Here is a 20,481-nt window from a genome sequence, read left to right as displayed (position 1 = left end):
GCCATGAACGATCGCATGGTGTGGATCGACTGCGAGATGACCGGGCTCTCGCTGACGGACGACGCACTCATCGAGGTGGCCGCACTGGTCACCGACTCGGAACTGAACGTGCTCGGCGAAGGGGTCGACATCGTGATCCGCCCGCCGGACGCGGCCCTGGAGACCATGCCCGAGGTGGTGCGGCAGATGCACACCGCCTCGGGCCTCCTCGACGAGCTCGCCGGGGGCACGACCCTGGCAGACGCCGAGGAGCGGGTCCTCGCCTACGTACGCGAACATGTGAAGGAGCCCGGCAAGGCCCCGCTGTGCGGGAATTCGGTCGGCACCGACCGCGGCTTCCTGTCGCGGGACATGCCGTCACTGGAGGGGTACCTCCACTACCGGATCGTCGATGTGTCCTCGGTCAAGGAACTGGCGCGCCGCTGGTACCCGAGGGCGTACTTCAACAGTCCGGACAAGAACGGCAACCACCGGGCACTGGCGGACATCCGCGATTCGATCACGGAGCTCCGCTACTACCGGGACGCGGTCTTCGTCCCGCAGCCCGGCCCGGACTCGGCGCATGCCAAGGAGATCGCGGCGCGCCACGCACCGCCCGCCGGGCAGTAGGAAAACGCCCCTGGTCACGGGCCCTGCGGGGCCCGTGATCCGGTCCGGAAGAACTCGGGCGCGAGCACCCTCCCGGACCCTGTACACTTTTTCTCGGCCGGTCGGAAACGAACCGGACGACATGGTGGGTATAGCTCAGCTGGCAGAGCACCTGGTTGTGGTCCAGGATGTCGCGGGTTCAAGTCCCGTTACTCACCCTGATTGATCAAGGGCCGGTCTGTGAAAACAGACCGGCCCTTCTTCATGCCCACCCGGCCCCCGGAGCACCGGGCCTCCTCCCGACCGAGAGTGACCGTCCGTGCAGGACCGGTCATGTCCGGCGCGGGCGTACGGACTCACAGCAACCGGTCGGTCCGGGTTCCGTACGGCGTGGCCGAACGAGAGAATCCCGGCATGGCGATCACTGCTCGTGCTCTCAACCGCTCCACGCTCGCCCGGCAGTTGCTGCTCGGCCGCGAGTCGCTCGACGTCGTCGACGCGGTGCGCCGGGTCGTCGCCCTGCAGGCACAGCACCCCGCCTCGCCGTACCTCGCGCTGTGGAACCGGATCGGCGGCTTCGACCCGGCCGGCCTCGACGCCGCCGTGGCCGGCTTCCAGGCAGTCAGGTCGACGCTGATGCGGATCACTCTGCACATGGTCCACGCGGAGGACTTCCCGGCCTTCCGCGAGGCCGTGGAGCCGACGGTGCGCGCCTCCAGACTCGGCTCCCGCTTCACGGCGTCCGGGCTCACCCCCGGCGACGCCGACGCGCTCGTCCCGGATCTGCTGAAGTACGCCGACCGGCCACGGACCTCCGCCGAGATCCGGGGGTGGCTCGACGAGCGGGTGGGCGCGCCGAGGGAGCCGGTGACCTGGCGGCTGCTGCGGCAGTACGCGCCGCTGTGGCACGCGCCCGTCGGAGGGCCCTGGTCGTTCGGTACCCAGCAGTCGTACGTCGCGGCAGCAGGCACGCAGCCGGTGCTGACCGGTCCTGACGCTGCCGCCGTGGGTCTCCAGACCCTGATCCGCCGCTACCTGGAGGGCTTCGGGCCGGCGTCGGTGGCGGACATGGCACAGTTCGCGCTGGTCCAGCGGGCCCGGGTCAGGACGGCGGTGCGGGCGCTCGCCGACGAGCTCGAACAGCTGGAGGGCCCCGACGGCACGGTGATGTACGACATCCCTGGTGCGCCACGGCCGGCCGAGGACACTCCGGCCCCGCCCAGGCTGATGGCGATGTGGGACAGCACCCTGCTGGCGTACGCCGATCGCAGCCGCGTCGTCCCACCCGCTTACCGCAAGCATGTGACCCGGGTGAACGGAGACGTGCTGCCCACCCTGCTGGTCGACGGCTACGTGGCCGGAGTCTGGCGTCCCGTGGACGGGGGGATCGAGGCAGGCGCCTTCCACCCCCTGCCCGACCACGTCTGGCAGGGACTGGCCGCAGAGGCAGGGTCGCTCACGACGCTCCTCGCGGACCGCGACCCCAGGGTCTACAGCCAATACGGCCACTGGTGGACCAAGGGGCTGCCGGCCGCCGAAACCCGCCTGCTCCCCGGTTCCTGAACCGGTCTGCTCCGACCGATCCGCTGGACCGCCGCGTTTCTGCCGATCGTCATCGCATGGGGCGGTGCCGGATGCCGGTCGGGTTCCGGGAAGCCATTCGGCAGAGGAGAAGCACGAGGGCGAGCGCGACGAGACAGGCGCAGAACCAGAACACGTTTCGGTATCCCGCCTGTGCAGCGACCACCCCGGTGATGGCCCCGGCCAGCAGTTGGGCAACCGGGAAGGTGGACGAGTAGAGCGCGGATGCGGTGCCGGCTCCTCCGGGCACCTCTTGCTGCACCACCACCATCGGGACACTCATCATCACCGCGATCCACACGGCGTTCGGCAACTGCAGGGCGATGAGGACCGGTACGGAGCCGGCCACTGGCAGCAGGCAGAAGAACATGACGGCGACGACCAGGGCGGCGGCCATGACGCGCATCTTCCCGATGCGGTCGGCCAGGCGGCCCACCGTGATCATCAGCGGAATCTCAAGTGCCGCGCAGGTCCCGGCCATCAGCCCGACCGGAGCCGCTGACAGGTGCAGCTCTCCGGTGACGTACAGGGCGATGTTGATCAGATAGATCTGATTCGCCACGTTGACCGCCGTGACCGATCCGAGCAGCAGCCACGTGCGGCGCGGCACGGTGGCATAGACGCGGCGCAGCCCGGACGAGCGGCCATCCGCGTTGTCCTTGGCCGTCGGCCCGGGCGGCGAAGGAAGGGCGGGGAGGAACCAGCGGCCGAGCAGTGCGGTCAGCAGGAGCAGAGCCGCGGCGCCCGCGTACATGAGGCCGAAACCGATCTGTGTCAGCAGAAGGAATCCGACCGGCGGGCCGATTACCCACCCGGCGGAGAAGACCGACCGCACTGCGGAACTGAACGGAGTCACTTCCCTACCGGTGGACTCGGCGAACTCCTTGACGTACGCGAACAACTGGGAAATGTATGCGTCATTCAGACCGAGGAGCACGGCCCCCGTCGCGAATACCACCGCATAGTTCCGGACCTCGATGAAAATCAACGCACCGGCGACCCCGGCCAGTGCGGTCGCGGCGAGTGCGACCCTTCTGTCGGCCAGCCGGTCGGACAGCCATCCTGCGGCCAGGTTGATCGCAATGGCGGCCACGGCGCAGCCTGTGAAGTACAAGCCGATGAGTTCCGGCCCCACGCGAACAGCATCCGCCAGGAACAAGCTGATTGTCGTGCCCAGCACCGCCATGGTGATGGCGTAGCAACCAGCGGCAATGCCCAGGGCCGTCGCCGTCCGGCCGAGCATGGGTGATGGGGGTGAACCATCCGCCACGCGGGGGCGAGCGAAATACGCGAACTTCATGATGCTCCCTGGGTAAGTGCGACTCACCAGGGGCATGCGTTCTGCCGCGGGTATTTCTGAGAGGGCGTGGCGAAACTTCTCGTATTTCGCCACGGCCACAAACGTAAATCGTTCCTGCAAGGGAGTGGCAGCGACTTTCACGCCGTATCGCCGGGGAGCCGCCATCTACCCATTTGCACCCCTATCGACGATGGCCACCCGACACCTCACAAGGCGGTCAGAGCAGTTCAGGGCATTGCAACTGAAGCCATCTCTGGCGCATTTAGCGTGGCGGCATCTCTGCGTGAGTGGCTGGTTGTCGCTGTTACTGACGGGAACTCCTTCACCGGGTCGCGGAAACCCACGACCCGGTTGCCCGGGACGCGGCCACGCACGACGTAAATGCTTTAAAGGACCAGGGAAATTACCCTCCCCACCCAAACCCGACCCCACCCCGGCCGCCGTCACTCACAAGGGTGACTTATGGCAACTCAGCTGGATTTGAGGTGGGTTGGCTGGCATATGCTCGCCGCGACAACCACAGACATGCGACGGCCCCCGACCGGGACAGCGAATCCCGATCGAGGGCCTGACCACCGAGGAAGAGATCGCTTCCCGATGGATACCCAGCAGATTACCGCGCCCCCGTGCGCCCCGACCTCCGCATCCGGGGGCGGCACACCGTCGTCCGGTGTCATCCACGTCAACGTCCGGCACGCCGCCGGATTCACGGTCATCGGCAACCACCTCAGCCAGCACCGCGGCCTCTCACTCGTCGCGATCGGGCTTGCCGTGCACATCCAATCGCTGCCCGCCGGAACGAGGATCGGCATCAAGGTCCTTGTCGCCCGCTTCCCCGACAGTGAGACCCGCATCGCCGCCGCCCTGCGCGAACTCGAAGCCACCGGTTACCTCCACCGCAGCCGCGTGCGCCTCCCCGACGGCCGGATCACGACCCGCACGGTCTCGTACAACCAGCCGGGCGCCCACGTATCCACCGCACCGCCGCCCGCGCCGCCACCGGTCGACCCCGTCCCGGCCCCCGCTCCACCGCCGCAGTGCACCCCGGCTCCAGTACCCCCACCGCAGGCCGTTCCCGCCAAGGCCGCACCGGAGCCCGCACCGGTCCTCGTACCCGCACCGGTCCTCGTACCGGCGCCCACCGCACGCCGGACACCACCCGCGCCGCTCCCCCAGCCGCGGGCACACTCCCCGGAGTTGCACCGAACAGCAGCTGCGCTCCTCGCCGACCTGCGCCGGCACACTCCCCAACTCGTCCTCTCCGAGCACGACATCGACGCACTCGCACCCGGGGTCACCGCGTGGCTCGAACGTGACGCCCACCCCGACACCGTCCGCCACGCCCTCACCGCCGACCTGCCGGTTCCGCTGAAGCACCCGGCGAAGCTTCTCCGGCACCGGATCACGACGCTCCTCCCGCCCCCGCTGCCCGGAGCCCAGGACCTTGCCCCTGCTCGCCGCAGCGTCATCCTGATCCCGCTCCAGAACTGCGACCGCTGCGACCGCGCCTTTCGGGCACGGGAGCCCGGCCATTGCCGCGACTGCCGCACCGACTCGGCCCGGGCCGCCTGACGGCTCGATTGCGGCAGGGACGCGCGGTCCGGCATGGGCCTGCATGGAGAAGTTCCGGGCCGCCCTCCAGCCACGCCCCGCCTGCGAGCCCTCCGTACTGCCGTTTTTCCAGAGGGAGTTCGACGACACCGCGCTGCGGGCGTTCCCGCTCGCAGATTCTGGAAGTCCACGCGAAAACCCCCTTGCTCAATGGTCAAGAATCGTTGACCATTGCTCACATGCCTACCGATGACCTCCCCGAGACGTTTCACGTCACCACTGACGAGCAGCTGCGCGCCGTCTCCAATCTCACGCGCCACCGGATCATGGCCGCGCTCCGCTTCGAGCCCGCGACGATCACGCAGATCGCCGAGCGGGTGGGTCTTGCGAAGGGGAGTTCCAGCTACCACATACGACTGCTGGAGCGGGCCGGCCTGGTGAAGGTCGTGCGGACGCGGAAGGTGCGGGGGGTCACCGAGCGGTACTACGCGATGGCAGCGCGGTCGATCGCGCTGCCGGATCCGGGCGAGGGAGGGCCGGACATGCTGATGCGCCATGCGGTGGCGGACCTGGAGGCATCGCAGACGGACGAGCGGCACGTACGGATGGCGCATCTGCGGCTCACCGAGGAGCAGTTCGCGGAGCTTGGGGCGCGGCTGGAGGCACTGGCGGACGAGTACCAGAAGCTGTCCGATCCGTCGCTGCCGGACGCGTCACTCGTCTTCGCTCTCTTCCACCCGGCACCGCGCAAGGAGAAAGAGGGGGACGCCAAGTGACGTCAGACATAAGGAAATTGCCGACCGGGTTCGGACGGCTGTGGACTGCGCAGACGGTTTCCTCGCTCGGTGACGGGGTGTCGCACGCGGCACTGCCGCTGCTCGCGTTGACGTTGACACGGGATCCGATGGCGCTCGCCGTCGTCACGGCCGCGGGGACGCTGCCGTGGCTGCTCTTCGGGGTGCTCGGCGGTGCGCTGGTGGACCGCTGGGACCGCCGGCGCACGATGTGGGTCGTGGACGCGGCGCGTGCGGTGCTGCTCGTGATACCGGCGGCAGCAGCCGCGCTCGACGTGCTGAGCATTCCGCTGCTCGCGGCCGTCGCCTTCGTGCTCGGCCTCGGCGGACTCTTCTTCGACACGGCCGCCACGGCCTATCTGCCGGATCTGCTCGGCCGCGACCCCGAACTCCTGGAGCGCGCCAACTCTCGCCTGCGCGGCGCCCAGACCGCCATGTCCGGCTTCGCGGGGCCGCCTGCCGGCAGTGCGCTGCTCGCGCTCGGGCGGGCGGTTCCGCTGCTCGCCGACGCGGTGTCGTTCGCGCTCTCCGCACTGCTCGTACGTACGCTGCCCGCCGTACCCCGGCCCGTGCCGGAGGTCCGCGAGTCGTTGCTTCGGCAGGCGCGGGCCGGCGCCTCGTACGTCTTCCGGGACCGTTTGCTGCTCGGGCTCGCGCTCCGCCCGGCGGTCGGGAACGTCGCCTTCCTCGCCGTGGAGACCGTCCTCGCCCTCTTCGCGCACGAACGCCTCGGCATCGACACCTACGGCTTCGGCCTGCTCCTCACGGCGGAGGCCACCGGCGGCCTCCTCGGTGCGGGCATCGCCTCCTACCTCGGCCGACGACTCGGCACCGGCACAGCGCTGACCTGCACGGCCGCAGTCGAAGGGCTTGCCATCCTTGGCCTTGCCGCTGCCCCGAACCCGTACGTGGCCGGGCTGGCGCTCGCCGTCTGCGGGGCCGGCATGGGCGCCACGATGGTGCTCGCGCCCTCCCTCCGGCAGGCGATCGTCCCGGCCCACCTCATGGGCCGGGTCGCCTCCACCTCCCGCATGCTGGCCATGTGCGCCGCCCCCATGGGGGCCTTCCTCGGCGGCTGGCTGGCCACCACCTACGACATCCGCACCCCGCTCTACGCCGCCGCCGGCCTCCTCCTGGCGATGACGGCCGTCACGGCATCCATGACCAGCAACCGCCGGGTCGAAGCGGCGCTGCGTGCCGCCGCCCCGGCGGACGGTCCGGATCACCCGGCATCCGAGGAACCCGCCCAGGAGACTGCACCCGGCCTCCTGTGACGCCTGCCGCAAAGGCGCCACGACGCCTCGGGGCGCAACGAGTGGCCAGGTCACGGGCCGATCGTGCACCGGCCCACGCGTGAGACAGGCCACAGAGCACTCCGCACCGCATGGAAGCGCGACTCCCGGGCATTCGACACAACGGTCCTGCCGCGCTCTCCCCCGACGTGGCAGGGCCGCCCCCGTTCACGGGAGCTCCGTACGAGCTTCGGTCAGCCGTTCAGGATCCCGCCCACGGCGCCCAGTGCCAGGCTCCACGGAAAGCCCTCGGGTCGCCGCTCCCCCGGCTGATTCGGCACAAAGCCTCCCTCCCCGTACAGCACCGTCACCCCAGCCTTTCGCAAGGTGTCCACCGACCGGTCGAACTGCGGGTGCTGGACGTAAGCAGCGTTCACACACGGCATGGTCACGATGGGGATGCCCTTTCCGAGGCCCTCGGCGACCACTCCGACCACGAAGGACGAAGTGAGTCCGAGTGCCCACTGGTTGACGGTGTTGAAGGTGGCCGGTGCGAAGAGAATCGCATCGGCCTGCGGCCACACGTCGGGCTCCCCGGGCAACTTGTACTGCGACCTCACCGGGTGCCCCGTCAACCGTTCCAGCTCCGTCACCTGGGTCCCCACCCACCGCATGGCCGTGGGAGTCAGTCCCAGGCACACGCGCCACCCCCGCGCCTGCCCTTCCTCCACGATCGCAGCCATCTCGAGGACGGGCGGGGCAGCGGAGCCGAACAGGTACAGAGTCTTCATGCGCCCATCTCATCCATCGGCACCACGGCATGCAACTGTCCCCGTGCGGGGGAGCAACGGGCAATGCCAGGACCAGCGCGCAGCTGCCTGGGTAACGTCCTGAGAGAAGACGTCAGGAACGGAGTCCACATGCCCGGACCGATCGATGCCTGCGCCGGCTCCCGCATCAGGGAGCAGAGGAAACTCGCCCGACTGACGCAGAGGGAGCTCGCGGCCCGACTCCCGTATTCCTACAGCCTCCTCAACCAGGTCGAGTGCGGCGCCAAGCCCGCACACCCGGACTTCCTTGCGGCTGTGGCGCAGACGCTGCGGGTCGATGTCACCGTGCTCACCGGGCAGCCCTACGTGACCGAGCTTCAGCAGGACCGCCTGTCCGAGCTCGTACGTCCCATCCGCGAAGCCCTCGACCTGTACGACCTGGGCGCCGACGACGCGATTCCTGAAAAGCCCGCCACTGAGCTGATGACTGCTGCCGAGCGGCTCTGCGCCCTCGTCCGCGGTGCGCACCTGCGGAACGCGGCCCGGATGCTCCCGGCCACCATCACGGAGCTGACCACAGCGGCCTGGCGCACCGAGTCGACACAGCTCTGGCGAGCGCTCGCTTCCGCATACCGGAGCGCACACGACATCTCGGTGAAACTCGGCTATTACGACCTGTCGAGCGTCGCTCTCGATCGGATGGACTGGGCCGCTCATCGCGCTTCCGATCCGTGCCTGTCCGCGATCCGCCAGTACATGCGCGCGCTGGTCTACTTCCGCGAGGGGGAGTACCTCATCGGTCAGCGGCTCATCTCTGCCGGTCATCACATCGTGGCCGACGCAGAGCGGACCCGGGAGGCCGTTGTCGTAACCGGCCAACTGCACTTGGGAGGTTCCGTCATCGCAGCCCGCGCCCGCCAGCAGAGCACCGTCGACGCGCACATCGAGGAGGCCACACGCTGCGCGGAACGCTCCGGCGACGCTGCGGAGATCCACTGGCTCAGTTTCGGACCTACAAACGTGGCTCTCCACCACATGTCAGCAGCGGTGGAAATGCGGCACTACGACAGCGCATTGGAACAGGCTCGGCATATCAGCCTTCCCCCGACTCTCCCTCCATCGAGGCGAGCACACTTCCTCCTGGACCGGGCTCGTTCGGAAATGGAGACGGGACGACTGCAGGCGGCACTGGGCAGCCTCGTCGAGGCAAGGCGAACGGCACCGGAACAGACCCGGTACCACCCTGGCGCCCGGGAAACCATCGCAGGGCTGGTGCACCTCTCCCGGCGCACCTCGGACACTCTGGGCCACATGTCGGCCTGGATCGGTCTGTAGCCGACCTGCCAGTTCCCACGCAGTCGACGCTCACCGAAGTGTGAGCGTTCATGCCCTTCGTACCCGGCACGGTGATCTCGTATCTGATCGCCGACGAACCGGGACATGCCATGGCCGCCTTGAGACAACTGCCATCAGTCGGTTCACTGACGGATCAGCAACTACGTGGCTGGTCCTGCGTCTGGTGCGGCACTGTCCTGACCGTCGGAACCGGGATCAGCCTGGGCGACCGACGCCACCGGCCGGAGCGCGGAGCCGCGTACTGGTGGTTCCCTCGCGCCTGCGCCGAGGCCGCAGAGTGTGCGAGGCGCGAGTGCCGGTCTACAGATCCCGGATACCGTGCCATGCTCGACCACACCCTGGACTGCATCACCTGCCGGACCGGTGGACGGTGCAGGTCAGCCTCCGAACTACGGCTGGCCTGGCAGGAGGCGCGGCAGTGACCCGGTGTCCCGGAGGTGACCACGAATTCCCGGACGAGGACAGCGTCGGGGCGCACTGCCCGGAACACGAGATCACGCTGCTCCGGCGGAGCGCCCCGACGGCCGCACCTGTCGTACGCGAGTCAACCGGAGGCCACCGGCTCGCCGCTCCCGCGGCGGCGTCCCCCGCGGGTCTCCAGTTGCGCGATCACGGTGGCGTGGAACCGGTCGACCGCCTCGTCGACGCTGCGGATGAAGCCTGACTCCGCGTTGCCGCGGCTGCTGCCCATGCCCTTGAACAGGGAGAGGCGGAAGCCGCTGATGTCCGCACCGCTCTTCGGGAGTATGTCGGCCGGCTCGGGGCGCAGCCGCTCCAGCGTTCCCCGTGGGCCTGTGCCGTCGCCTTCGACGAGTGTTTCGATGTGCAGGTCCGCCGGAGCGGCGGCGAGCTGGCGAATGAGCCGCTTCGCCCGACTGAGCGGATAGCCCTGGTCGGACGCCGCCACCTCGATCGAGGTACGGAGCTTGCCCGTTCGCAGATCGGCGGCGATGGCAAGGACTCCGGGTGTTCCGTCGATACGGAGTTCGGCGTGGAGCCGTCCCTGGGAACAGAGCTGGTCGGCGAGATCGGCACGGCGTGCGCGGGGGTCAGCTCCGCGTTTTGCCCTTTGGACGGGCAGCACCTTCTGCCCCAGCTCCCCGCCGAGCCGCAGGCAGACCTGCCGGATCAGCCGTTCCCAGTTCTCGATGACTTCCATGGCTCGCGGGTCGCCCTGGCAGAGGGTTTCGTCGTCGATTCCCTTGCGGACCGGTACCCACGCGGCGCCCATGTTCTGGAACCCGTGGCAGCCCGAGTGCTCGTGCTGGAGGTAGTGCAGAAGCTCCTGCAGCAGCCACGCGTGGGCGGCGTTGTCCACCCCCTCGTGCCGGATCAGCATCTGTGCCTGATGGGCGACCTCTGCCCAGGACAGGTGCCAGAGGGCGACCTTGTGCTTGCGTCGGCCGTCGATCCTCACGTCGACGAGAGGACTGCCTTCGAGCGCCACGTCATTGGACAGGGTGATGACGGCCTCGTAACCACGCCGGGCTGCGATGTCCATGTAAGCCTGAACCTGGTCGGGCTTGAGGGCGTTGCCGTTCGTCTTCGTCTCGACGAGGGCCGTCCACAGTTTTCCCGCCCGCTCGACACGAATCACTCCGTCCGGCCGCCGGGGCGAGTCGCCGTGCGGCAGCGATACCTCGGTGAACGTCTCCATGCGCCCTGCGGGAGCTCCGAACCCTGCCGTGAGCCGCCGGCCGAACTCAGGCACCTGGGCCATCACCGACAGAAGTACTGAGGTGGCTCGCGTCTCCCGTTCACGGTCGCTCCTGAGGACCGAGAGCGGAAAGAGCCTGGCTGTCCTCCAGGAGTCGTTCTCGGCGAGTGACTTCTTCGCGGTCCTGGGGAGAGTCACCTTCCTCTTGGCCGTGCGCGGCCGGGCGCGCGGTTTCGGCTCCGCAGGCAGCGCCTCCTCGGCGCTCACGGTGACCGCCGGGACCACGGGGCCCGCGGGCGCCGGTTCCGGGATCCGCGGCGAGGGGACAGCCACTGCATGGTCTCCGGCCGGCCCGCGGAGCTCCTCCTCGGCGCCGTCCTCCGGATCTTCGTCCCCGGCATCGTCGTCGATGTCGACTCCGAAGTCCGTCGCCAAGCCGGCCAGCCCGGACTCGTAACCCTGTCCGACAGCCCGGAACTTCCACTCGCCGGTGCGGCGGTAGAGCTCACCGAAAATGAAGGCGCTCACCGCGCCGGCGTCCTCGATGGAGAACTGGACCAGTCCGTCACCGGCACTGTCCGCGAGCGTCAGGTGGAGGTCGTTGAGATCTCCGAACCGGGATCCGCCGTACCGGCTCGCGGCCACGACGATCTGCTCGACCTCGGACGGTACCGCGTCAAGATCGAAACTGATGCGGTCCTCGTTGCCGTCGGCGGTGGGCGTCTTGCCGAGCAACTGCACGCTTCCGTTGCCCGCGATCGGGTTGTTGTAGAAGCAGAAGTCCACATCGCTGCGGACCTTGCCGTTGCCGTCGAGGAGGAGCACGGAGACGTCCGCGTCCCCCTCCCCCGTGGTGCTGCTCCAGCCCAGACTCATCACCACGGAGCTGACGTCCTCGCTCAGTGCGGCCAGTCCGATGTTGGCGCCCTTGACCAGATCCTGCATGTGGCCCCCCAATGCCTGCCGGGCCAGAACGCACGCGCGGCAGCTCGCTGTGTGACGTTGTGTGGTGCGTCACACATTCGCCGTACACGGGGAACCCTAGCGGCCGGATGAGGGATTCATGGAGAAGTTGTGAAAGCTCCGCCGCCCCCGCAAGCGGGGACCCGGCGCAGCCGCGGGTCAGGACGACTCGCGCACCACCAGCTCCGTGGGCAGCACGATCCTCGGCCGCTCCTCCGTGCCTTCCTCCGTGCGGTTCGCGATCTCCTGGAGCAGGACCCGGGTCATCGTGCGGCCCATCTCCTCAATCGGCTGGCGGACGCTCGTCAGCGGGGGGTCCATGTGGCGGGCCACGGCGGAGTCGTCGAAGCCGATCAGGGCCACGTCGTCCGGGATGCGGCGGCCGGACTCGCGCAGGACCTGGCGGGCGCCTGCCGCCATCACGTCGGAGGCGGCGAAGACCGCGTCGACGTCCGGGCGGCGGGCCAGGAGTTCCCGCATGGCGCGGGCGCCGCCCTCCTCGGTGAAGTCGGCGGGGGCGATGAGCCGTTCGTCGGGGTCGAGGCCCGCGGCGGCGATGGCCTTGCGGTAGCCGTCGAGGCGGCGCTGCGCGCCGTACACGTCGAGGCGTCCGGTGATGGTGGCGATGGCGGTGCGGCCTCGCGATATGAAGTGGTCGACCGCCGCGCGTGCGCCTTCGAAGTTGTCGGAGTCGACCGACGGCAGCGGCTCCGCGGCGTGCCTGCGGCCGCTGATCACGGAGGGCATGCCGAGCTGTTCGAGGAGCTCCGGCAGCGGGTCGTCGGCGTGGACGGCGATCAGCAGGACGCCGTCGACCCGGTGGGCGGTCAGGTACTGGGCCAGCCGGCGGCGCTCCCGGTCGTTGCCCGCCAGGGTCAGCAGCAGCTGCATCTCCGTGTCGGCGAGGGCCTCACCCACCCCTCGCACGATGTCGGAGAAGTACGGCTCGGCGAAGAACCGGGTCTCGGACTCGGGTACGACGAGGGCGATGGCGTCCGTCCGGTTCCCGGCGAGCGCTCTGGCCGCCCGGTTGGGTACGTAGCCCAGCTCGGCGACGGCCGCCTCGACCGCCTCCCTGGTCTGTGCACTGACCCGTGGCGAGCCGTTGATGACGCGTGAGGCCGTGCCCCGCCCCACTCCGGCCCGTGCCGCTACTTCTTCGAGCGTGGGCCGCCCGCCACTCCGTACTCGCGCTGCCGCCATGGCTGCCTCCCGTTCGCGGTCAATTTCTCACAGCCGGATAGCCAAACCAAGTCCTGCTGTCCGATCCCTTGACACTCGTCCGGACCGACAGGCCCGTCGGGAGCGCCACACCTTCTGGGAGCGCTCCCAAGCCTACGGGGTCCCTGTGACGAACATGTAAGGCGGGCACAAAAAAGCGAGACCCGGCGCTCGGCCGGGTCTCGCTGTTCGCGCAGGTCAGACGGTGCTGTCGGCCGGGGGCAGGCCGTGGCGGCGGATCACGTCCGAGTACCAGTGGGCACTCGCCTTGGGAATGCGGTCCTGAGTGGCGTAGTCGACGTACACCGCGCCGAATCGCTTCGAATAGCCGTACGCCCACTCGAAGTTGTCCATCAGCGACCACAGGAAGTAGCCGCCGACGTCCGCTCCGTCGGCGATCGCCCGCTGTACGGCGTCGAGGTGGCCGTGCAGGTACGCGATCCGCTCGGGGTCCTCGACCTTGCCGTCGGGCGAGACCTGGTCGTCGAACGCGGCACCGTTCTCGGTGACCATCAGCGGGAGGCCGGGGTGCTCGCGGTGGGTGTCCATCAGGAGGTTGTAGAGCCCGTCGGGGTCGATCGACCAGTCCATCGCGGTGCGCTCCTTCCCCTCGGCGAGGTGGAAGGCGACGCCTTCGGAGCCGGGCCACGGGGAGTGGTCGCTGGCGCCGTGGGCATCGCTGCGCGCGTAGTCGGCACCGTCCACCGGAGTGGAGACCAGGGTCGGCGTGTAGTAGTTGATGCCGAGGGCGTCGACCGGGCGGGAAATGGTGGCGAGGTCGCCGTCGTGGACCAGCTTCGACCAGTCCACCAGGTGCGAGGTGTCGGCGATCAGGTCCTCGGGGTACTCGCCGCGCAGCATCGGGCCGGTGAAGACGCGGTTGCCGACGGCGTCGATCCGGCGGGCGGCATCGGCGTCGGCCGCGCTGTCGGTCAGCGGGCGGACCTGGTGCAGATTGAGGGTGACCGAGGCCTGCGCAGCAGCGGGGAGTTGGGCGCGCAGGACCTCGATCGCCCGGCCATGGGCGAGGTTGAGGTGATGGGCCGCCTGGAGCGCGGCTGCGGGCTCGGTGCGGCCGGGGGCGTGCACACCTGATCCGTAGCCGAGGAAGGCCGAGCACCACGGCTCGTTGAGGGTGGTCCACAGGCCGACGCGGTCGCCGAGGGCGCCGGAGACGATGGCGGCGTAGTCGGCGAAGCGCTCGGCGGTGGCGCGCTCGGGCCAGCCGCCGGCGTCCTCGAGCTCCTGGGGGAGGTCCCAGTGGTAGAGGGTGGCGACGGGCGCGATGCCGGCGTCCAGCAGCTCGTCGACGAGCTTGCGGTAGAAGTCCAGGCCGCGCTCGACGGCGGGGCCGCGGCCGGTGGGCTGGACCCGGGACCAGGAGACCGAGAAGCGGTACGCCTTCAGCCCGAGCTGCTTCATCAGCGCGACGTCGTCGCGGTAGCGGTGGTAGTGGTCGGCGGCGACGTCGCCGGTGTCACCGTTGTAGATCTTGCCGGGCGTGCGGCTGAAGGTGTCCCAGATGGACGGCGTCCGGCCGCCCTCGGCGGCGGCACCCTCGACCTGGTAGGACGCGGTGGCCGCGCCCCAGATGAAGCCCGTGGGGAAGTTCGTTGCCTCGGGCGCCTGCTTCGGGGTGATGTCGGGTCGTACTGCAGTCATGCGGGAGCGCTCCCAAGAGTGGACGAACAGGGACAGGGGTGAGGGGGCCGAGGGCCCGTACGGCCTGTGGTCAGGTACAGGCCGTACGGGACGACCGGGGTGGAGCGGAGCGGGCCGGGAAGTCAGCCCTTGACGGCGCCGGACATGATTCCCCCGACGATCTGCTTGCCGAAGATCACGAAGACGACGAGCAGAGGCAGGGTGCTGATCAGCGCACCCGCCATGACGATGCTCTGGTCGGGGACGTAGGACGCGCTCAGCTGACCGAGTGCGACCTGGAGCGTGGGGTTCTGCTGGTTCAGTGCCAGGTAGGGCCAGAAGAAGTCGTTCCAGGCCTGTACGAAGGTGAGCATGCCGAGAACCATCATGGCCGGTCGGGCGACCGGGAGCACGATGCTCCACACGACGCGGAGGTTGTTCGCCCCGTCCACCTTGCCCGCTTCGATGAGCTCGTACGGCAGCGCCTCGATCAGGTACTGACGCATGAAGAACACGCCGAACGCGCTCACCAGGGTCGGGAAGATGACCGACTCCAGCTGACCGCCCCAGCCGATGTCGGACATCATCATGAACAGGGGTACGACGCTGAGCTGCGGAGGGATCGTCAGCGTGGCGATGACCATCGTCATCAGCATGTTGCGGCCCTTGAAGCGCATCTTGGCGAAGGCGTACCCGGCCAGGGTGCAGAAGAACAGCGTCGCGAGGGTGATGCTGCTGGACACGATGAACGTGTTCAGGATGGCCTTGCCGAGGCTGGCCTGCTCCCAGGCCGCTTCGAGGTTGTTGAACAGGTTGCCGCCCGGGAAGAGCGGCGGGGTGGTGTCGAGCACCTCCTGCTGGGTGCGGGACGCGGCGACCAGCGTCCAGTACAACGGGAACAGCGAACCGAGCCCGACGACGACGAGGGCGAAGTAGGCGAAGGGGCCCGCGTGGTGCTGGCGACCCGCTCCCGGCTTGAAACGGCGGCGGCGCGGAGGCTCGTGACGGACCGCGGCCTTCGAGACGCGGCGGTGGTCCGGAGCGGTGATGGGGCTGGTGGTGGTCATGGATATCGCTCCCCGTCAGGCCGCGGTCTTGCGCACGAAGCGCCCGATGAGCCAGTTGATCGCGGCAATGAGCAGCAGCAGGACGAGCATGGCCCAGGCGACCGCGGCGGCCGGACCGAGGTGTCCGAGGTTCCAGCCGTAGTTGTAGAGGTAGATGCTGAGCGTCTCGTACTGGTTCTCGGTGCCGCCCTGTGCGCCGTTGGCGCCTCCTTCGAGCAGGAGGGGCTCACCGAACAACTGCATGGACCCGATGGTCGAGATGACGATCGTGAAGAGGATCGTCGGCCGGAGCGCGGGAATCGTCACGTTGCGGAACTGCTGCCAGCGCGAGGCCCCGTCGAGCGAGGCCGCCTCGTACAGGTCGGACGGCACCGCCTGCATCGCGGCCAGGTAGATCAGCGTGTTGTAGCCGGTCCAGCGCCAGATCACGATGACGGCGATGGCGATGTTGGACGTCCAGTGGCCGTTGACCCAGTTCGTCTCGCCGGCGCCGAAGAAGCCGAGGACCCAGTTCAGCAGGCCGCCGTCGGCCCGGAACACCAGGGCGAACACGAGGGCGGCGGAGGCCACCGAGGTGGCGTAGGGCGTGAGGATCACGGTGCGCCAGAAGGTGCTGGCGCGCAGTTTGTAGTTCAGCAGGTGGGCGAGGCCCAGCGCGACCATCAGCTGCGGGACGGTGGAGATGACGCCGATGACGAAGGTGTTGCTGACCGCGGTCCAGAACTCGTCCTCCTGGAGGATCTTGCTGAAGTTCCCGAAGCCGACCCATTCCATCTGGTCGAGGCCGGTCATCTCCACCCGGTGGAGGGCGATCCAGCCGGTGTAGACGAGCGGGTAGAGCCCGAAGGCCCCGAAGACGAGGAAGAAGGGCGCGATGTAGGCGTACGGCGATGCCTTGTCGTCGAAGCGCCACAGCCGGCTGCGCCAGGCCTGCCGGCCGGGCGACATGGGCTTCGGGGCGCGGCGGCTGGGCCGGGAGCCGTGTACGCCCCTGGTGGGGGTGGTGGTTGCCACAGGTGGGAGTCCTTCCCTGGGGTGTGCCGACACCGCAGGGGCAGGCCGGACCTGGTCAGGTCCGGCAGAGGTGTCGGAGAAGGTGCGCGGTGCCGTCGGGGGAACCGGCACCGGTGCGGGCCGGCCGGGACGGGTGGAAACCGTCCCGGCCGCCCGCACCGGTGAGGATCAGCCGATCACCTTGTCGATCGCCTCGGTGGCCGCGTCCCACGCGTCCTCGGGGCTGGTGCCCCGCTGCTCCATGTTGTTGATCTGGGTGGAGATGGTGTCCTTGATGACGCCGTCCTTCGGGCCGAGCACGGCGGCCGGGATGACCTGGGCCTCTTCGGCGTAGATCTCACCGATCGGCGCGTTGTTGAAGTACTCCAGCTTGGCCGTCTTCACCGCGGGGAGCAGGTAGGCACCCTTGTTCGACGGGAAGAGACCCGCGGCCGCGAACACGGCGGCCTGCTGCTCGGGCGCGGTCAGCCACTTGACGAGCTCACCGGCCTCCTTGACGTGCTTGCCCTTCGCGGGGACGGCGAGGAACGAACCGCCCCAGTTGGCCGCGGTCTGGCCCGGGGTGCGGGCGATGTCCCACTTCCCCTTGAACGCGTCACCGGCGTCCGTGGAGATCCGGGCCGCCATCCACGCGGGGCAGGCCACGGAGGCGATGGTGCCCTTGCGCAGGGCCGCCCCCCACTCGTCGGTGAACTGGGCGAGACCCTGGGTCAGCTTCTTGTCGGCGGCCTCGGCAGCGAGGTTCCAGCCGGCCTTGACCCCGGCGCTCTCCTTGTAGATCGCCTTGCCGTCCTTGGCGTAGTACTGCTCCTCGTTCGAGCTGACCACGCCGTTGTACATGGCGCTGGCGGAGTCCATGAAGTAAGTGCCCTTGGGGGCCTTCTTCTTGTACTCCTCGCCGAGCTTGAGGTAGTCCTCCCAGCCGCCGGCGAACTTCGCGGCGACCTCGGCGCGGTCGGTCGGCAGACCGGCCTTCTCGAACAGGTCACGGCGGTAGCAGATCGACATCGGGCCGATGTCGGTGCCGGCGCCGATGACCTTGCCCTCGTCGGTGGTGGCCTGCAGCGCCTTCCACGTCACCCACTGACCGGGGTCGATGACCTTGGACAGGTCCGCGAAGGCGTCCGCCTTGGTGTCGACGAGTTCCTTCGCGCGGCCGACCTCGATGCCGTGCACATCGGCCAGGCCGCTGCCCGTGTTGAGCTGCTGGAGGAACTTCGGGTAGTAGACCTTCTCGTCGGCCGAGACGTTTTCCTTGACCGTGATGTTCGGGTGGAGCTCGTGGTACTTCTCGAAGAGCCCCGCCTCCTTGTAGCCGAACTGGCCGAAGTCGGCGACGGTCAGAGTGATCTTCCCGTTGGCGTCGGCTCCCTCGGAGTCCGACTCGGAATCGCCGCAGCCGGTGAGCAGCAGGGCGGTGGCCGTGAGGCCCGTGGTGGCCATGACGAGGGTTCTGCGGCTTCGACCTGCGACAGTGCGGGTGATGCGCATTCCACTACTCCTTGTTCCAGGGTGGGACTGGCGTTCAATCTGCTCGGCATACGCACTGGTGGGTGCGGGTGCCGTCGGTACGGGGATGACATGGGCGGTGCCGTCCCCGTACGAGCGAAAACCTCGTTCGATATGGGAGCGCTCCCATGCGCTGATGCCGGAAGGTTGCTGCCTCAAGGGGGTGGGTGTCAAGAGTTGAAGACGCTTCCGTTGCCCGAGTGTGTCCTGCAAGTCACGCGACCGTGTCCGGCAGAGGTCTTGCGTTAACTCGCGCGTCCTGCATGCGCGGCGCGATGGATCGCGAATTTCCGCAGGTCAGAGAGGTGTTGACCCGGAAGGTCGGCCTGGGCCGCCGAAAAGGGCCGCCCGTGGAGCGGATTTCGGGACGCGGCTCTCGAAGGCGCCCGCACCACCGCTCGGGCCGGGAACGCCCGCCGGAAGATGAACGGGACGGCGCGCGGTGGGGGCGTCCTGGGGGCTTGAGGCGGATTCCGCGTTCTTTCCCCGAACTCCGGGGACGGGACGGATGGTTCCGCTTGACCGTGGGAGCGCGGTCGGTCCGGCGGGTTCGGGCCCTGGGCTCGATGGGCGTTGCGAATGCAAGCGCCGGACGGGCATATCAAGCCCGTCCGGCGATTAAGGACATCTCGGGGCCCGCAGGCCACATGAGGGGGGCGCACCCCGGCCGGGTGTGGGGGGTTGTGGGGCCGGCCGGGATGCGCGCGGGGGGTGGCGGTCTGTGGGGAGCGGCGGGTTACTTGAAGGCGCCGAATGCCTTCGTGAACGCCAGCGGCTCCTGGAGGATCGAGCTGCAGGACGCGTCCGCCGTCGGCTTCGTGCCGCCGGCGCACTCCTTGTCGCGGGTGCCGGACCACATCGCGAGCCGGCCGATGCCCTTGTCCTGGGCGAACTTCACCAGCTGCGTGGCGTCGTCGACCTTGAAGATCTCGGTGGTGACATCGTTCACGCCGATCATCGGGGTGACCGCGACGGCCTCCCAGGCCGCCGCGTCGGACAGCCCGAGCACACCCTTGATCTGGGCCTGCGTGGCGGTGGCCGCCTGGGTCGCGTAGTCGCCCATGTCGCCGCTGTACGAGGCCCCGTAGTCCATCGCCATGATGTTGACCGCGTCGACCCGCACGCCGTTCTTCTTCGCGTCGGCGATCAGGTCCACACCCGGCTGGGTCAGGCCTTCGGGCATCACCGGCAGGGTGTACGAGACGTCCAGGCCCGGGTGCTCCTTCTGGAGCTGGGCGATGGCCTGCGAGCGGCGGGAGTTGGCCGCGGTGTCGGGCAGCGCGCCGCCCTCGATGTCGAAGTCGACCTTGGTGAGCTTGTACGTGTCGATGACCTTGCCGTACGCGGCGGCGAGGTCGCCCGCCGAGGAGCAGTGCAGGGCCAGCTCGGCGCCCGCCGCACCGCCGAAGGAGACCCGGACGTCGCCGCCCTGGGCCCGCAGCGCGTCGATCTGGCCGGCCACCTTGTCGTCGCCGAGGCCGGTCACCCCGCCCCAGAGCGGGGCGCAGCTGCCGCCGGAGGTGATGAAGGCGAGGTTGAACTCCTTCACACCGGTCTTCCCGACGGTGTCCAGCAGGTCGTACGAGGGGTAGAGCGACGTGTCGATGTACGGGGCGAATCCGGCACCCGCGGCCGTGCCGCCCTCGTCACCGCCGCCGGACGTCTCGGAGGGTGTCGGTGAGGCCGTTGCCGACTCCGTGGCGGTGGGGGTCGCGGTGGCGGTGGGCGTCGGTGCGGGGCTCGCGGTCTCCGTGGGGCGTCCGCTGGGCTGCGGTGTGGCACCGGTGTCGACGGAGCACGTGGCCTCGTTGATGAGGCAGTCGACCGGATCGGCAGCCGTGCCGGACGAGGCGGTGACGAAGCCGACCGTCACCGACGCGCCGGGGGCGAGGTCCTTGTTCCAGCTCGCGGGCTTCACCGTGACGTGGTTTCCGCTGACGGTGTGCTCGCCGTTCCAGAGCGAGTCGATCTTCGTACCGGCGGGGAGGTCGAACTCCAGCGTCCATCCCGCCTGGGCCTTGTCGGTGTCGTTCGTGACGACGTACTGCCCGGTGTATCCGCCGGTCCACCCGCTCGTCCTGGTGTAGGTGGCCCCGACCGCCGCGGCCTGCGCCGTGCCGGTGAGTGCGAAGACCGTGCCACCGATGACTGCGGCGGCGACGACGGCGCCGACGGCCTTGGTGCGGGTGCTCGTCGTACGGCGGTGCGTGCTGGTGCCCATCGCGTTCCTGCCTCTG

The 20,481-nt window shown here is 69.0% G+C and carries 15 protein-coding genes and 1 tRNA gene; 7 read left to right on the top strand and 9 right to left on the bottom strand.

Annotation, left to right across the window (positions count from 1 at the left end):
* Nucleotides 1–3: 3 nt before the first annotated feature.
* The 3 genes from orn (at nucleotide 4) to OG257_RS24725 (ending at nucleotide 2,151) form a co-directional block, all read left to right on the top strand.
* A complete protein-coding gene (orn, locus tag OG257_RS24735; protein WP_329210829.1) occupies nucleotides 4–609 on the top strand; it encodes an oligoribonuclease in 606 nt (201 codons plus the stop codon).
* Nucleotides 610–733: 124 nt separating this feature from the next.
* A tRNA-His gene (locus OG257_RS24730) sits at nucleotides 734–806 on the top strand.
* Nucleotides 807–1,002: 196 nt separating this feature from the next.
* Complete coding sequence (locus OG257_RS24725; protein WP_329210827.1) at nucleotides 1,003–2,151, top strand: winged helix DNA-binding domain-containing protein; 1,149 nt, start codon at nucleotides 1,003–1,005, stop codon at nucleotides 2,149–2,151.
* Nucleotides 2,152–2,200: 49 nt separating this feature from the next.
* Here the strand turns inward: OG257_RS24725 and OG257_RS24720 are convergent, their stop codons facing one another.
* Entirely contained in the window at nucleotides 2,201–3,469 is a 1,269-nt protein-coding gene (locus OG257_RS24720; protein ID WP_329210825.1) for a sugar efflux transporter, read from the bottom strand.
* Nucleotides 3,470–4,066: 597 nt separating this feature from the next.
* On the opposite strand from OG257_RS24720, the gene OG257_RS24715 reads away from it, so the two are divergent.
* The 3 genes from OG257_RS24715 to OG257_RS24705 all read left to right on the top strand — a co-directional run bounded on the left by OG257_RS24715 (nucleotide 4,067) and on the right by OG257_RS24705 (nucleotide 7,088).
* The gene (locus tag OG257_RS24715) at nucleotides 4,067–5,041 is read left to right on the top strand and encodes a helix-turn-helix domain-containing protein (protein WP_329210823.1); all 975 of its coding nucleotides are present in this window, start codon (nucleotides 4,067–4,069) and stop codon (nucleotides 5,039–5,041) included.
* 218 nt (nucleotides 5,042–5,259) lie between these two features.
* Nucleotides 5,260–5,796 (top strand): ArsR/SmtB family transcription factor, encoded by a 537-nt coding sequence (locus OG257_RS24710; RefSeq protein ID WP_329210821.1) that lies wholly within the window; start codon nucleotides 5,260–5,262, stop codon nucleotides 5,794–5,796.
* Entirely contained in the window at nucleotides 5,793–7,088 is a 1,296-nt protein-coding gene (locus OG257_RS24705; RefSeq protein WP_329210819.1) for an MFS transporter, read from the top strand. The genes OG257_RS24710 and OG257_RS24705 overlap by 4 nt, the downstream gene beginning before the upstream one ends.
* 212 nt (nucleotides 7,089–7,300) lie before the next feature.
* On the opposite strand, the gene OG257_RS24700 is transcribed toward OG257_RS24705, so the two are convergent.
* Nucleotides 7,301–7,837 carry a flavoprotein gene (locus OG257_RS24700; RefSeq protein WP_329210817.1) on the bottom strand — a complete coding sequence of 179 codons (537 nt, stop codon included), beginning with the start codon at nucleotides 7,835–7,837 and terminating at the stop codon, nucleotides 7,301–7,303.
* Between the two features lie 129 nt (nucleotides 7,838–7,966).
* Between OG257_RS24700 and OG257_RS24695 the strand changes: the two genes are divergently transcribed.
* A complete protein-coding gene (locus OG257_RS24695) occupies nucleotides 7,967–9,151 on the top strand; it encodes a helix-turn-helix domain-containing protein (protein WP_329210815.1) in 1,185 nt (394 codons plus the stop codon).
* Nucleotides 9,152–9,716: 565 nt separating this feature from the next.
* On the opposite strand, the gene OG257_RS24690 is transcribed toward OG257_RS24695, so the two are convergent.
* The 7 genes from OG257_RS24690 to OG257_RS24660 form a co-directional block, all read right to left on the bottom strand.
* Nucleotides 9,717–11,774, bottom strand: a complete 2,058-nt coding sequence (locus OG257_RS24690) for a TerD family protein (protein WP_329210814.1) — start codon at nucleotides 11,772–11,774, stop codon at nucleotides 9,717–9,719.
* Nucleotides 11,775–11,951: 177 nt separating this feature from the next.
* Nucleotides 11,952–12,995 (bottom strand): LacI family DNA-binding transcriptional regulator, encoded by a 1,044-nt coding sequence (locus tag OG257_RS24685; RefSeq protein WP_329210812.1) that lies wholly within the window; start codon nucleotides 12,993–12,995, stop codon nucleotides 11,952–11,954.
* Between the two features lie 216 nt (nucleotides 12,996–13,211).
* Nucleotides 13,212–14,675: a GH1 family beta-glucosidase gene (locus OG257_RS24680; protein WP_329210810.1), complete on the bottom strand. Its 1,464-nt coding sequence runs from the start codon at nucleotides 14,673–14,675 to the stop codon at nucleotides 13,212–13,214.
* Between the two features lie 122 nt (nucleotides 14,676–14,797).
* Nucleotides 14,798–15,721, bottom strand: a complete 924-nt coding sequence (locus OG257_RS24675; protein ID WP_329210808.1) for a carbohydrate ABC transporter permease — start codon at nucleotides 15,719–15,721, stop codon at nucleotides 14,798–14,800.
* Nucleotides 15,722–15,736: 15 nt separating this feature from the next.
* Nucleotides 15,737–16,735, bottom strand: coding sequence for a carbohydrate ABC transporter permease (locus OG257_RS24670; RefSeq protein WP_383811241.1), 999 nt, complete (start codon nucleotides 16,733–16,735; stop codon nucleotides 15,737–15,739).
* Between the two features lie 168 nt (nucleotides 16,736–16,903).
* Nucleotides 16,904–18,226 carry an ABC transporter substrate-binding protein gene (locus OG257_RS24665; protein WP_329210806.1) on the bottom strand — a complete coding sequence of 441 codons (1,323 nt, stop codon included), beginning with the start codon at nucleotides 18,224–18,226 and terminating at the stop codon, nucleotides 16,904–16,906.
* A 754-nt stretch (nucleotides 18,227–18,980) separates the two neighbouring features.
* Nucleotides 18,981–20,465, bottom strand: a complete 1,485-nt coding sequence (locus OG257_RS24660; protein ID WP_329210804.1) for a glycoside hydrolase family 18 protein — start codon at nucleotides 20,463–20,465, stop codon at nucleotides 18,981–18,983.
* Nucleotides 20,466–20,481: the final 16 nt, after the last annotated feature.

The sequence above is a fragment of the Streptomyces sp. NBC_00683 genome (assembly GCF_036226745.1).
Taxonomy (GTDB): Bacteria; Actinomycetota; Actinomycetes; order Streptomycetales; family Streptomycetaceae; genus Streptomyces.
Note: the sequence above shows the minus strand (reverse complement) of the source record. Positions and strands in the feature narration are given on the sequence as shown.

Coding starts and splice junctions, on each gene's coding strand:
- orn (WP_329210829.1), top strand. CDS start 4: ATGAACGATCGCATGGTGTGGATCGACTGCGAGATGACCGGGCTCTCG.
- OG257_RS24725 (WP_329210827.1), top strand. CDS start 1,003: ATGGCGATCACTGCTCGTGCTCTCAACCGCTCCACGCTCGCCCGGCAG.
- OG257_RS24720 (WP_329210825.1), bottom strand. CDS start 3,469: ATGAAGTTCGCGTATTTCGCTCGCCCCCGCGTGGCGGATGGTTCACCC.
- OG257_RS24715 (WP_329210823.1), top strand. CDS start 4,067: ATGGATACCCAGCAGATTACCGCGCCCCCGTGCGCCCCGACCTCCGCA.
- OG257_RS24710 (WP_329210821.1), top strand. CDS start 5,260: ATGCCTACCGATGACCTCCCCGAGACGTTTCACGTCACCACTGACGAG.
- OG257_RS24700 (WP_329210817.1), bottom strand. CDS start 7,837: ATGAAGACTCTGTACCTGTTCGGCTCCGCTGCCCCGCCCGTCCTCGAG.
- OG257_RS24695 (WP_329210815.1), top strand. CDS start 7,967: ATGCCCGGACCGATCGATGCCTGCGCCGGCTCCCGCATCAGGGAGCAG.
- OG257_RS24690 (WP_329210814.1), bottom strand. CDS start 11,774: ATGCAGGATCTGGTCAAGGGCGCCAACATCGGACTGGCCGCACTGAGC.
- OG257_RS24685 (WP_329210812.1), bottom strand. CDS start 12,995: ATGGCGGCAGCGCGAGTACGGAGTGGCGGGCGGCCCACGCTCGAAGAA.
- OG257_RS24680 (WP_329210810.1), bottom strand. CDS start 14,675: ATGACTGCAGTACGACCCGACATCACCCCGAAGCAGGCGCCCGAGGCA.
- OG257_RS24675 (WP_329210808.1), bottom strand. CDS start 15,721: ATGACCACCACCAGCCCCATCACCGCTCCGGACCACCGCCGCGTCTCG.
- OG257_RS24665 (WP_329210806.1), bottom strand. CDS start 18,226: ATGCGCATCACCCGCACTGTCGCAGGTCGAAGCCGCAGAACCCTCGTC.
- OG257_RS24660 (WP_329210804.1), bottom strand. CDS start 20,465: ATGGGCACCAGCACGCACCGCCGTACGACGAGCACCCGCACCAAGGCC.